General features: G+C 67.2%; 10 protein-coding genes. 7 read left to right on the top strand and 3 right to left on the bottom strand.

What is annotated here, in order from left to right:
- Positions 1–71: 71 nt before the first annotated feature.
- Positions 72–1,010: an aldo/keto reductase gene (locus ACA097_RS01220; protein ID WP_371367962.1), complete on the top strand. Its 939-nt coding sequence runs from the start codon at positions 72–74 to the stop codon at positions 1,008–1,010.
- A gap of 100 nt (positions 1,011–1,110) precedes the next feature.
- Positions 1,111–2,037 (top strand): LysR family transcriptional regulator, encoded by a 927-nt coding sequence (locus ACA097_RS01215; RefSeq protein ID WP_371367960.1) that lies wholly within the window; start codon positions 1,111–1,113, stop codon positions 2,035–2,037.
- Between the two features lie 59 nt (positions 2,038–2,096).
- On the opposite strand, the gene ACA097_RS01210 is transcribed toward ACA097_RS01215, so the two are convergent.
- Positions 2,097–2,363: a DUF2790 domain-containing protein gene (locus tag ACA097_RS01210; RefSeq protein ID WP_371367958.1), complete on the bottom strand. Its 267-nt coding sequence runs from the start codon at positions 2,361–2,363 to the stop codon at positions 2,097–2,099.
- Positions 2,364–2,540: 177 nt separating this feature from the next.
- Positions 2,541–3,599: an extracellular solute-binding protein gene (locus ACA097_RS01205; protein ID WP_371367956.1), complete on the bottom strand. Its 1,059-nt coding sequence runs from the start codon at positions 3,597–3,599 to the stop codon at positions 2,541–2,543.
- A 286-nt stretch (positions 3,600–3,885) separates the two neighbouring features.
- Between ACA097_RS01205 and ACA097_RS01200 the strand changes: the two genes are divergently transcribed.
- Genes ACA097_RS01200 through ACA097_RS01190 form a run of 3 tightly spaced genes read left to right on the top strand, consistent with a single transcriptional unit; the run spans position 3,886 to position 7,942 of the window.
- Positions 3,886–5,433, top strand: a complete 1,548-nt coding sequence (locus ACA097_RS01200) for a class I adenylate-forming enzyme family protein (protein ID WP_371367954.1) — start codon at positions 3,886–3,888, stop codon at positions 5,431–5,433.
- 11 nt (positions 5,434–5,444) lie between these two features.
- A complete protein-coding gene (locus ACA097_RS01195; protein WP_371367952.1) occupies positions 5,445–6,614 on the top strand; it encodes an acyl-CoA dehydrogenase family protein in 1,170 nt (389 codons plus the stop codon).
- 53 nt (positions 6,615–6,667) lie between these two features.
- Positions 6,668–7,942, top strand: a complete 1,275-nt coding sequence (locus tag ACA097_RS01190) for an MFS transporter (protein ID WP_371367950.1) — start codon at positions 6,668–6,670, stop codon at positions 7,940–7,942.
- Here ACA097_RS01190 and ACA097_RS01185 read toward each other — a convergent pair whose 3' ends face one another.
- On the bottom strand, positions 7,943–8,878 hold the full coding sequence (locus tag ACA097_RS01185; RefSeq protein ID WP_371367948.1) for a LysR family transcriptional regulator: 936 nt from the start codon (positions 8,876–8,878) through the stop codon (positions 7,943–7,945).
- 289 nt (positions 8,879–9,167) lie between these two features.
- On the opposite strand from ACA097_RS01185, the gene ACA097_RS01180 reads away from it, so the two are divergent.
- Positions 9,168–11,018 (top strand): DUF1302 domain-containing protein, encoded by a 1,851-nt coding sequence (locus tag ACA097_RS01180; RefSeq protein WP_371367946.1) that lies wholly within the window; start codon positions 9,168–9,170, stop codon positions 11,016–11,018.
- Positions 11,019–11,034: 16 nt separating this feature from the next.
- The gene (locus ACA097_RS01175; protein WP_043251868.1) at positions 11,035–12,387 is read left to right on the top strand and encodes a DUF1329 domain-containing protein; all 1,353 of its coding nucleotides are present in this window, start codon (positions 11,035–11,037) and stop codon (positions 12,385–12,387) included.

Here is a 12,387-nt window from a genome sequence, read left to right as displayed (position 1 = left end):
GGCCCCGCCAGCGGCGGGGTCGCGCCCCGTGTCGTGCGCGTCATCCGGGTTTCATCCAGAGGAGAAAGACCATGGCCAGCCATGCATTCCGCGACACCAGATTCCCGCTGTTGCACGGGGCGGGCGCGATGCCCGCCGTCGGCTTCGGCACGCTGTTCCGCGATCTCTCGGTCACCACCGAGGCGATCAGCGCGGCGCTCGACGCCGGTTTCCGCCACTTCGACTGCGCCGAGCGCTACCGCAACGAAGCGCAGGTAGGCGTGGCCTTCCGCGAGGCCATGGACCTGTGGAAGGTCCGCCGCGAAGAACTGTTCATCACCACCAAACTGTGGAACACCAACCACCGTCCCGAGCGCGTGCTGCCGGCCTTCGAAGCGAGCCTGCGGCGGCTGCAGGTCGACTACGTCGACAGCTACCTGATCCATACGCCTTTCGCTTTCCAGCCTGGCGAGGAGCAGGACCCGCGCGACGAGCAGGGGCGGGTGATCTACGACACCGGCGTGACGCTGCTCGACACCTGGCGCGCGCTCGAACAGTTGGTGGACAGCGGCCGTTGCCGCTCCATCGGCCTGTCCGACGTCTCGCTGCCGACGTTGCAGGCCATAGTCGCCGAAGCACGGATCAAGCCGGCGGTGGTGCAGATCGAGGCGCATCCGTACCTGCCCGAGTGGGAGCTGGTGGAGTTCTGCCGGCAGCACGGCATCGTCGTCCTGGCCTTTGCGCCGCTGGGGCATGCCATGGAGCCGAACGTGCTGGAAGAGCCGGTGCTCACCGAGATCGCCCAGCGCCTGGGGCGCACGCCGGCACAGGTCGCCCTGGCCTGGTCGGTGCAGCGCGGCGTGGCCTTCCTGACCACCTCCACCTCGCCGGCCCACATGCGCGAGAACTTCGCCCTCGAGCCGTTGCCCGAAAGCGCCATGGACGAAATCCGCGAAAGGATCGAGACGCGCGTGCGCTTCAACTCGGTGGTGGAAACCGGCGTGCCCGGCTTCATACCGCGCAAGAAGTAGCTGCTGTCGGGGGGATCGGCATCCGCACCCCGAATGGACTAGCGTGAAGAGGCCGGCGGCGGTTCCCGCACCGCCGGCCCGGCCCCTCGAGGAAGACACCATGGACATCCTGCAGAGCATGCGCTTCTTCGTGACGGTCGCGCAGTGCGGCAGCTTCACCGCCGCCGCGCAGCAGCTGGACACCAGCACGACCACCGTTTCCAAGGTGATTTCCAGCCTGGAAGACCGCCTGCACACCCGCCTGATCAACCGCACCACGCGCCGCCTCGCGCTGACCGAGGCGGGCGTTCGCTACTTGCAGCGTTGCGAGAAGATCCTCAACGACGTGCGCGAGGCCGACGAAGAAGCCGGCAGCAGCCACAGCACGCCAATAGGCCGGCTGAAGATCCACGCCATGGCGGCGGTCGGCAATCACTACGTGATCGACGCCATCGCGCAATACCGCGAAAGCTACCCCTCGGTGATGTTCGACCTGGTGCTGACCAACCGGGTGCCGGACCTGCTGGAGGAGGGCTACGACATGTCCATCGTGCTGGCCAAGGAACTCCCGGATTCTGGGTTCGTTGCCCAGCGCCTCGGCATGACCTACAGCATCCTCTGCGCCTCGCCGGCCTACCTGAAGCGACGGGGCGTGCCCGCTGCGCCAAGCGATCTCTACACCCACGACTGCCTGCGCATCGTGAACACGGTGATGCCGGTGGAGCACTGGCGCTTCGAGGGCGCGAACGGGGTGGAAGTGGTGGACACCCCGTCGTCGCCGTTCCAGATCAATACGGCCGACGGCATGACCATCGCGCTGAGCCGTGGCATGGGCATAGGTATCCAGCCCGTTGCATCGGCGATAGAGGGACTCAAGGCGGGGACGCTGGTGCGGGTGCTGCCGGATTACCGGTTCGAGGAGTTCGGCCTGTTCGCCGTGTATCCGTCACGCAAGTTCGTCGATGCGAAGACGCGGACCTGGATCGAGTTCCTCAAGGCCTGCATACCGCGCATGCTCGAAGTGGACGAGAAGATCGCGAAGGGCTGAAGCGGGGGAGCGGTGCAGAAAGGATGGAGTGTCGACCCTCCATCAAGCGTGCAGCGGACTCAGCCGTTCGAGCATTGGCCCATCACCAGGTACTGCAGGGTGTGCTGCTGGCCGTGCGAGTCTTCGTAGGTCATGCGCACCGGCACCGCGCCGCACTGGTCCGGGATCTCGCTGGTGCCGACCACCTTCTGGATATCCAGTTTGGTCGCGTAGGTGTAGTTCTCGATGGGTGCGGCACTGGCTGCGGTCGAGGGGCTCTCGGCCGCGAAGAGCGGCATGCCGGCGCCGAGGAGGGCGAAGAAGAGGGCGGTTTTCTGGAGGCTCATGGCGTTCACCGTATCGATGGGAAGTGGGACTTCACGTGCACCTCGGGAGCGCCTGGACGGCTCGCTCATTCGCTCCCTTGGATGGCTCGATACTAGGTACAACCCCCGCGCCGACACAGACTCCGGCCGGACAAACACTGTTGGCGAAAAATGCAGGAATGGCTGTTGCCGGCGCCCTCAGTCGCGGCTCGCCTTGAGCTGCTGCCAGGCGGTGTCGAGGGATTTGCGCTGGGCTTCCGGCAGGCTCTCCAGCAGGTAGCTGCGCCGCCGTTGTTCGACGGTCAGCACTTGCCCGGGCGCATCCTTGAGCATTGCCTGCATGGCTGCCGAGGTGTTCGGCAGCGGCGCGTAGAAGCGCGTGAAGCGGGCGTTGCGCACGGCGTTTTCCGGGGCCATGAGGAAGTCGATGAAGCGGTAGGCCAGCTCCGGGTGCGGGGCGTTGGCCGGGATGGCCAGGGTGTCGATGTAGATGGCCGCGCCTTCGTCCGGAATCAGGTAGGCCAGCTGCGGGTTCTTCTCCTTGGCCAGCACGGCGTGTCCGCTCCAGCTCATGCTCAGGCACAGCTTGCCGGCGGCGGCCTCGTCGATGTAGTCCCAGCTGCTCAGCACACGCAATTGCCGGGCGATGGGCTGCAGGCTTTGCACGGTGCGATCTATTTGCCGACCGCTGCTGGTCGCCAGGCTGCGGCCTCGATAGTTGAGTAGCAGTGAGGTGGACTCCTCGGCGGCATCCAGCATGCCCAGGCCGCAATGGGCCAGGCGGCCGGCCTGCTGCTCGTCGAACAGCAGGCTCCAGCTGTTGGGCAGCGCGCTGCCGTAGGCGGCCTGGGCGAGTTTCGGGTTGACCAGCAGGCCTATGGATCCCCACAGGTACGGAACGACATGCTGGTTGGCGTCGGTGATGCCGGCTAGCGCGGAGATCACCCAGGGATCGAGGTTGCGGTAGTTCGCCAGGCGCTGGGTATCGAGCGTTGCCAACCGATGTTCCGCGAGCAGTTGCCGAAGCATGAAGTGCGTCGGCACGACGACGTCGTAGACCTCGCCATTGGCCATCGTCTGCATCAGCTCATCGGTGGTGGTGAACGAGTGGTACTCCACCCGAACGCCGGTCTGCTTGTGGAAGTCCTCCAGCACCGCCGGGTCGACGTAGTCCTTCCAGTTGTAGAAACGCAACGTTTCCTCGGCGTGGGCGACGCCGCAGGCGAACAGGGCAAGCAGGCAAAGCAAGTGCTTCATGACGACAACTCCGGTGAAGTTGAGGCACGTGCCGCGGCAGCATGCCCGACGGGCTCTTCCCACGAGCCGAGGAGCGGGATTCAAGTGCCTTTCACCGGGAGAAGCTTGTTCGAGGCGGCCAAGTCGTTGTGCCTGGGTGCCAAGTTGGCGGATTCGCGCACCAGGTCGCTGCGGCGCGCAGGCGCCATCGCATTCCGGCATGGCTCGCATCGACATGTGATATTGGCCGCACGCCGTGCCCGGCTCTTAGCATTTCCCGTGTCTCCCCTGACAACGAGAACAACAAGTGGACCTGGGAAAAATCCTGCGCCGTAGTGCGCTCTACTGGCCTGATCACGAGGCCGTCGTCGACAGCCGCAACCGCATCACCTTCGCCGAACTCGAACGCCGCACCAACCGCCTGGCCTCCGGCCTGCAGGCGCTCGGCCTGGCGCGCGGCGCCCACGTGGCGATCCTCGCGCCGAACCGGGTGGAACTGGTCGAGGCGGAAGTCGCCCTCTACAAGAACGCCATGGTCAAGGTGCCGATCAACGCGCGCCTGGCCGCCGACGAGGTGCTGCGGGTACTGCAGGACTCGCGCAGCCAGGCGGTGATCGCCGAGGGGCCGTTCGCGGCCCTGATCGCCGAGCGCCGCGCGGCGCTGCCGGACCTGCGCCTGGTCATCCCGCTGGCCGAAGCCGGGGCCGACGTGCCCTACGAGCAGGTGCTGGCGCGTGGCAGCGACCAACACGTCAGCTGCGATCCGGCGGACGACTGCCTCGCCGTGCTGCATTACACCTCCGGCAGCTCCGGGGTACTGAAGGCCGCCATGCTCAGCGTCGGCAACCGCAAGGCGCTGGTGCGCAAGAGCATCGCCAGCCCGACCTGCCGTTCCGGCCCCGGCGACGTGATGGCCCACGTCGGCCCGATCACCCACGCCAGCGGCATGCAGATCATGCCGTTGCTCGCCGCCGGCGCCTGCAACCTGCTGGTCGAGCGCTACGACGACCGCCTGCTGCTGGAGACCATCCAGCGCGAGCGCGTCACCCGGCTGTTCCTGGTGCCGGCGATGATCAACCGCCTGGTGAACTTCCCCGGCGTGGAGTCCTACGACCTGAGCAGCCTGCGCCTGGTGATGTACGGCGCAGCGCCCATGGCGCCGGCCCTGGTGCGCCGGGCCATGCAGGTCTTCGGGCCGATCCTGGCGCAGGGCTACGGCGCCGGCGAAACCTGTTCGCTGGTCACCGTGCTCACCGAGCAGGACCACCTGGCCGCGCTGGACGATCCCAAGCGCCTGGCGTCCTGCGGCCGCTGCTACTTCGACACCGACCTGCGGGTGGTGAACGAGGACTTCGAGGACGTGAAGGCCGGCGAGATCGGCGAGATCGTCGTGCGCGGCCCGGACATCATGCAGGGCTACTGGCAGGCCCCGGAGCTCACTGCCGAGGTCATGCGCGACGGCTACTACCTCACCGGCGACCTCGCCACGGTGGATGAGCACGGCTACGTGTTCATCGTCGACCGCAAGAAGGAAATGATCATTTCCGGCGGCTTCAACATCTATCCGACCGAAGTGGAGCAGGTGCTCTACAGCCTGCCGGAGGTTTACGAGGCGGCGGTGGTCGGCGTGCCCGACGAGCAGTGGGGCGAGGCGGTGAAGGCGGTGGTGGTACTCAAGCCCGGCATGCAGCTGGACGAGGCACGCATCATCGAGCAGTGCGCCGCGCAGCTGGCCGGCTTCAAGAAACCGCGCAGCGTCGATTTCGTCCATGAACTGCCGAAGAACCCCAACGGCAAGATCGCCCGGCGCCTGGTGCGCGAACCCTACTGGCAGAACCAGGAACGGCGGATCTGAGGAGAATGACCATGCAACCGATTCAGGCGAGCGCCAAGGCGCAGGGCATCATCGAGGACCTGCGGGGCTTCATCCGCGACGAACTGCTGCCGCTGGAGCAGCGCGAAGGCATCCGCTTCGGCGAGAAACACGACCGCGGGCTGCTGCGCGATCTCTGGAAGCGCTCCTGCGAGCGCGGCTTCTACAACATCATGTTGCCGGAGGAACTGGGCGGCGCGGGCCTGGGTATCGCCGACCTGTGCGCGGTGAAGGAAGCGGCGGCGAGCAGCGGCGCCGTGCTGGCGGCCCATGTGCTGGGCGAGCTGAGTGGCCCGCCGCGAATCGGCCACTTGTTCCGCGTCGCCAGCGAAGTGCAGATCGAGCAGTTCCTGCGCCCGGTGTGCCGCGCCGAGAAGGCGGTGTGCTTCGCCCTGACCGAAGCCGAGGCCGGCTCCGACGCGACCGCGATCAAGACCAGCGCGCGCCGCGAGGGTGATCACTACGTGCTGGATGGCGCCAAGCGCTACATCTCCGGTGCGCCCTATGCCGACTTCGCCGTGCTGCTGGCGGTGACCGGGCCGGGCAAGGGCGCCGAGGGCATCTCGGCGTTCTTCGTCGACCTGGCCGCGCCAGGGGCGAAAGTCGTTTCCGACTACCAGGCCATGTCCGGCCCCGGCACCCACGGCGACATCCTCCTCGACGGCGTGAAAGTGCCGGTGGAGCATCGCATCGGCGAGGAGGGCAAGGGCTTCAAGCTGGCCATGGGGCGCATCACCCTGAACCGCCTGCTGCACTGCGCGACCATGCTCGGCATGGCCGACCTGGCGCTGCGCCTGTCGGTCGAATACGCCCGCACGCGGGTGCAGTTCGGCCGGCCGATCGGCATGTTCCAGGCGGTCAGCCACATGATCGCCGACATGGCCACCGAGCTGTACGCCGCGCGCAGCATGATGTACGCCACCGCGGCGAGCTACGACGCCGGCGGCGACATCCGCACCCAGTCGTCGATGTGCAAGGTGTTCGCCTCGGAGACCGCGTTCCGCATCGCCGACCGCGCGGTGCAGGTGCACGGCGGCGCCGGGCTGATCAACGGCCATCCGGTCGAGTGGCTGTTCCGCGCGACCCGTATGATGCGCATCCTCACCGGCACCAGCGAGATCCAGCGCAACACCATTGCCAAGGGCATCCTGATGCCCGACTGAGCGTCCCGCACATGAGCGAGGCGCGCGGCCATAACAAGAGAGAGACACGCGACATGTACGATTCCCCTGCCTACCAGCCCCGACGGGCCTGGACGGTCGCCTTGCTGCTGGCGGCGATGATGCTGGTGAACTTCCTCGACAAGGTCGTCACCGGCCTGGTCGCGGTGCCGATGATGAAGGAGCTGCAGCTGACCCCGTCGGAGTTCGGTCTCGTCGGCGGCAGCCTGCACTGGCTGTTCTCCATCTCCGCGGTGGTCGGCGGCTTCCTCGCCAACCGCCGCTCCACCCGCTGGTTGCTGCTGGGCATGGGGGCCTTCTGGGCCCTGGTGCAGTTGCCGATGCTCTATGCCACTTCGCTATGGACGCTGGTGGCCTGCCGCGTGCTGCTGGGGGTGGGCGAGGGGCCGGCGTCGCCGGTCGCCACCCACGCCCTGTACAAGTGGTTCCCCGACGACCGGCGCAGCCTGCCGGTGGCGCTGCTGCATTCGGGCAGCGCCATGGGCCTGCTGATCGCCGGGCTGATGATCCCCTGGGTCAGCACCCACTACGGCTGGCGCAGCAACTTCGCCATCCTCGCCGTGCTGGGCCTGGCCTGGTGCGTGGCCTGGTTCCTGCTCGGCCGGGAGGGGCGGGTGGGCGAGACGGTGCCCGGCCAGGCGTCCGCTGAACGCCTGCCTTACCGCCGCCTGCTAAGCGACAGCACCGTGCTGGCCAATTACTTCTGCCATTTCGCCGCCAACTGGTCGCTGGCCCTGACCCTCACCTGGGTGCCGGCCTACCTGGAGAGCGGCCTGGGCCTGAGCGCGATGAATGCCGGGCGGCTGTTCGGCCTGTTCGTCCTGGTGACCATGCCGCTGAGCCTGTTCCTGGCCTGGCTGTCGCAGCGCCTGCTGCGCGCCGGATTGCCGTCGCGCGTAGCGCGCGGGGTGTTCGTCTCGCTCTGCCTGCTGGCCAGCGGGGCGTTGTCGATCAGCCTGCTGGCCGATCTGCCGGTTGGGCTGCGCATGACCTACATGACCCTCAGCGGGGGCCTGGCGCTGGTGATGTATTCGGTGGGCCCGGCGATGCTCGCGGAGGTCACGCCCTCGACGCAGCGCGGCGCCATCCTCGCCATCGGCAACGCCTTCTCGTCGCTGGCCGGGCTCAGCGCGCCCATCGTCACGGGCTTCCTGGTGCAGCGTTCCGGTGGCCTGGACGGCGCCGGCTACGCCCACGGTTTCGCCGTCAGCGGCGTGCTGCTGCTGGTGGCCGGGGTGGTCGGCCTGGCCTGGCTGCGCCCGCAACGCTCGCGCGCGCAGCTGGACCGCTGCCTGGTCGGCGCCGGCTGATCAGTCGGCGCCACGGGGCGAGCGTTCGATCAGCTCGCCCTTCCAGGCGCCGTTGCGCACGCATTCCACCAGCAGTTCGCGCACCAGGTCGTGGATGCACGAGGCCGCGAAGGACAGCGGCTTGTGCGCCGAGTGGGCGATCGACACGGTGCGCAGGATTTCCGGCTCGACGATGCGCCGGGCCATGGGGTGCGACGGCGCGTCGATCGGCGGCCAGTTGCTGATGGTCGCGGCCAGGCCGCTGGACACCAGCCCGGCGATGCCATAGGCCGACTGCTGCTCGTAGCGCACGTCCAGTTCCACTCCGGCGGCCATCGCCGCCTGCTCGATGCGCCTGCGCAGGTGCAGGCTGCGCGGCGGCATTACCAGGGGTTGGGTCGCCGCGTCGGCGAGCGTAATGATGTCGCCGTCGCCCGCCGGCGCCTGCTGGCCCACCCAGTACAGCCGCTCGATGAAGATGGGTTCGGCGATCACGCCTTCCAGTTCCTCGGCATTGGGAACGATGCCGAAATCGACCTTGCCCAGTTCGATGGCCTCGCCGCCTTCCTTGCTCAAGCCGTCGCGTACCACCAGCTCGATGCCTTCGAACTTCTCCCGGGCGCGCCGGATGATCGCCGGCAGCAGCAGCGCCGAGGAGGTCACCGGGATGGCGATGGATACCCGGCCGCGCGGGTTGCCGCGGCTCGACACCAGTTCGTCCTTCACCGAATCGATCTTCTGGATCACCGAGCGGGCCACCTCGTAGAGGCGTCGTCCGGCATCGGTGAGGTCCACGCCGTCGTGCTGGCGCACCAGCAGCTGCATTTCCAGTTCGCTTTCCAGCATGCCGATCTGCCGGCTCAGCGCCGGCTGCGCGATGTAGGCCTTGCGCGCGGCGGCGGAGAAGCTGCCGGCCTCGGCGATGACGATCAGGTAACGCAGCTGCTTCAACGTCATGTCGGTATCTCGTGCCCATGCTGCTTTGTTATGGGTGCCATAGGGAGACGATATTTGTTCCAGGCGGGGAGGGCTATTTAGTATCGGCCCTGAGCAATAAATCAAGGCCTTGCACAAAGGCCCTGCCAGCGTATCGGAAGTTGCCGCCTGGGCATTTCGAATACGGCTCAATAAATATATCTATTCAAATAAAATCAATGACTTGTCTATGGTTCTGGGTGGTTTGAAACTGCCCGGTGACGGAAAGTTATTGGCCGAAAATCGCTCGAGAATAAAGAGGATAAGAGTGATGAAGCCGAAAGTCCGCCTGCTGCTGCGCAGTGCCTGGGTACTGGGCGCCAGCTGCACCTGCCATAACGCCTTGGCATATAACTTTGAACTCGGCGAAGTCCAGGGCCAGCTCGACTCGTCGCTGTCGCTGGGTGCCAGCATCTCCCTCCACAACCCCGAGCAGCGCCTGATGAAGAGCGCTTCGGGCGATGACGGACGGCGCAACTACGAGGCCGGCGATGTCTTCTCCAAGCTGTTTCGCGGGCGTCACGACCTGGAGCTTCGCTACGGCGACAGCGGCGTCTTCCTGCGCGGGAGCTACTGGTACGACTACGCGCTGCGCGACGAAAACCAGCGCTTCAAGAACGTCGAGGACGCCGGCCGGGTGACCTCGAACAAGTCCGCCGGGGCCGAGTTGCTCGACGCCTTCGTCTATCACAACTTCGCCATCGCCGACGAGCCGGGTTCGGTGCGCCTGGGCAAGCAGGTGGTCAACTGGGGCGAGAGCACCTTCATCCCCGGCGGGCTCAACGTGATCAACCCGACCAACCTGTCGGCATTGCGCCGGCCGGGCTCGGAGGTCAAGGACGGGTTGGTGCCGGTGAACCTGTTCTACGTCACCCAGAACCTCAACGAGAACGTCTCGGCGGACTTCTTCTACCAGTTGGACTGGCAGCAGACCAACCTCGACAACTGCGGCACGTTCTTCTCCGGCAACGACTACATCCCCGAGGGCTGCACCGGCCTGGACGTGGGCGGCAACCTCACCGGCAATGCCGCTGCCGTGCGCGCGCTCTCGCCATTCGGGGTGAAGCTCACCGAGGAGGGCATCGAACTTCACCGCGCCGCCGACCGCGATGCACGCAACAGCGGGCAGTGGGGCCTGTCCATGCACTGGTTCGTGCCGGCACTGGACACCGAGTTCGGCGCCTATGCCGCCGTCTACCACAGCCGCCTGCCCTATACCGGCTCGATCAGCAGCCCCTACCTGACCAACACGAGCTTCGCCGGCCCGCTGTGCGGCAACCTCGGCCTGTCCGGCGCCGCCTGCCGGGGGCTGCTCGCCAGCAGCGCCGGCAAGACGCTGGCCGGAGCGCTGCGCATGGGCACCTCCAGCTACTTCGTCGAGTACCCCGAGGACATCCGCCTGTACGGCCTGACCTTCTCCACCACCCTGTCCAGCGGCACCGCGCTGCAGGGCGAGCTGAGCTACCGGCCGAACCTGCCGCTGCAGTTCAACGGCACCGACCTGGTCCAGGCGGCGCTGGGCGACCCCTTGCGCACGCCGCTGCTCTCCAGCGGCGCCCTGGTCTACGCCGACAATGCCGCCTCCGACGGCTACCGGCGCAAGGAAGTGAGCCAGGCCCAGGTCACCGCCACCCAGACCTTCAGCCAGGTCATGGGCGCCGACCAACTGGCGCTGGTGGCCGAGGTCGGCGCCACTTACGTCGGCGGCCTGGAAGGCAAGTACGGGCCGCGCTACGGCCGCAACAGCACCTTCGGCCCTGGCGAGCTCCGCGACAACAGCGTGTGCCTGGCGATCTCCAGCTCACCGCAGAACTGCAACGACGAAGGCTTCGTCACGCCCTTCGCCTGGGGCTACCGGGCCCGCGCCATCTGGAGCTACGCCAATGCCATCGCCGGCATCGACCTCAAGCCGGGGTTGTCCTGGTCGCAGGACGTGAAGGGCTACGCGCCGGCCGAGGTGTCCGGTTTCAACGAAGGCTCCAAGGCCGTCGGCCTGTCCCTGGATGCGGACTTCAACAGCACCTACACCGCCGGCCTTTCCTACACCAACTATTTCGATGGCGACTACGGCACCCGCGGCGACCGCGATTTCGTCTCGCTGTCGGTCGGCATCAACTTCTGACGTGGAGCCTCGCACCATGAATCGACTTTTCTGCCTGCTGTCCGCCACTCTCATTGCCCAGGGCGCCCTGGGCGCGGTTCCGGCCAAGGAGGCCGCCGAGCTGCAGGGGCGCCTGACCCCGCTGGGCGCCGAGCGCGCCGGCAGCGCCGACGGGCGCATCCCCGCCTGGCAGGGCGGGCTTGCCGCCGACGCGCTCAAGCACCTGGGCAACGGCACCGCGGCCGACCCCTATGCCGGTGAGAAACCGCTGTTCGTGATCGACGCCAGCAACTTCCGGCAGTACCAGGCCAACCTCAGCGCCGGGCAGCAGGCGATGCTGCAACGCTACCCGGGCCAGTACCGCATCCCGGTCTACCCGAGCCATCGCAGCGTGGGCGTCGCCGACCCGCAGCGCGACTGGGCGGCGCACAACGCCGCGAACACCCGCCTGGTCAACGGCGGCAACGGCCTGGAGAACTTCCAGGGCGCGCTGGCCTTCCCGATCCCCCGCGACGGCCTGGAAGCCATCTGGAACCACATCACCCGCTATCGCGGCGGCAGCCTGATGACGGTGAGCGACAGCGCGGCGCCGCAGGCTGGCGGCGGCTTCGTCATCACCACCACCGAGCAGCGCTTCACCATGGCCGACCAGGTGACCGACTACCAGCCGGGCAAGGCCGACAACATGCTCTTCTACTACAGCCACCGGATCACCGCGCCATCGCGCCAGGTGGGCGAGGTCGTGCTGGTCCACGAGACCCTCGACCAGGTCAAGCAGCCGCGCCTGTCCTGGGTCTACAGCGCCGGCCAGCGCCGCGTGCGGCGTTCGCCGGACAACGCCTATGACGCCGCCGGCCCGACCACGGCGGGGCTGCGTACCGCCGACAGCCGCGACATGTACAACGGCGCGCCGGACCGCTACGACTGGAAGCTGGTCGGCAAGAAGGAGCTGTACATCCCCTACAACAGCTACCGCCTGGCCTCTCCGGAGCTGAAGTACGCCGACTTCCTCAAGTCCGGCTACGTCGATCCGGCGCCGGTCCGCTACGAGCTGCACCGCGTCTGGGAAGTGGAAGCCACGCTCAAGCCCGGCGCCCGCCACATCTATTCCAAGCGTCGCTTCTACCTGGACGAGGACAGCTGGACCATCGTCGAGAACGACCTCTACGACAGCCGGGGCGAGCTGTGGCGGGTAGGGGAGAACCACACCTTCTACCAGGGCACGCCGCAGGTGACGCTCTCCGCCATGCAGGTGTTCTACGACCTGCAGGCCGGGCGCTACATCGCCTCGAACATGACCAACGAGCAGGCCCGTGGCTACGACTTCAGCTACCGCGCGAACAGCTCCGACTACTCGCCCGGCGCCCTGCGCGGGCTGGGGATCCGCTGA

This window comes from Pseudomonas sp. QL9, assembly GCF_041409665.1.
Taxonomy (GTDB): Bacteria; Pseudomonadota; Gammaproteobacteria; order Pseudomonadales; family Pseudomonadaceae; genus Pseudomonas; species Pseudomonas knackmussii.
This window is presented reverse-complemented; position numbering and strand designations above follow the sequence as displayed.

Bases quoted from the DNA above. Each gene is read 5' to 3' on its own strand.
- ACA097_RS01195 (WP_371367952.1), top strand. From the start codon at position 5,445: ATGCAACCGATTCAGGCGAGCGCCAAGGCGCAGGGCATCATCGAGGAC.
- ACA097_RS01210 (WP_371367958.1), bottom strand. From the start codon at position 2,363: ATGAGCCTCCAGAAAACCGCCCTCTTCTTCGCCCTCCTCGGCGCCGGC.
- ACA097_RS01185 (WP_371367948.1), bottom strand. From the start codon at position 8,878: ATGACGTTGAAGCAGCTGCGTTACCTGATCGTCATCGCCGAGGCCGGC.
- ACA097_RS01180 (WP_371367946.1), top strand. From the start codon at position 9,168: ATGAAGCCGAAAGTCCGCCTGCTGCTGCGCAGTGCCTGGGTACTGGGC.
- ACA097_RS01220 (WP_371367962.1), top strand. From the start codon at position 72: ATGGCCAGCCATGCATTCCGCGACACCAGATTCCCGCTGTTGCACGGG.
- ACA097_RS01215 (WP_371367960.1), top strand. From the start codon at position 1,111: ATGGACATCCTGCAGAGCATGCGCTTCTTCGTGACGGTCGCGCAGTGC.
- ACA097_RS01205 (WP_371367956.1), bottom strand. From the start codon at position 3,599: ATGAAGCACTTGCTTTGCCTGCTTGCCCTGTTCGCCTGCGGCGTCGCC.
- ACA097_RS01175 (WP_043251868.1), top strand. From the start codon at position 11,035: ATGAATCGACTTTTCTGCCTGCTGTCCGCCACTCTCATTGCCCAGGGC.
- ACA097_RS01190 (WP_371367950.1), top strand. From the start codon at position 6,668: ATGTACGATTCCCCTGCCTACCAGCCCCGACGGGCCTGGACGGTCGCC.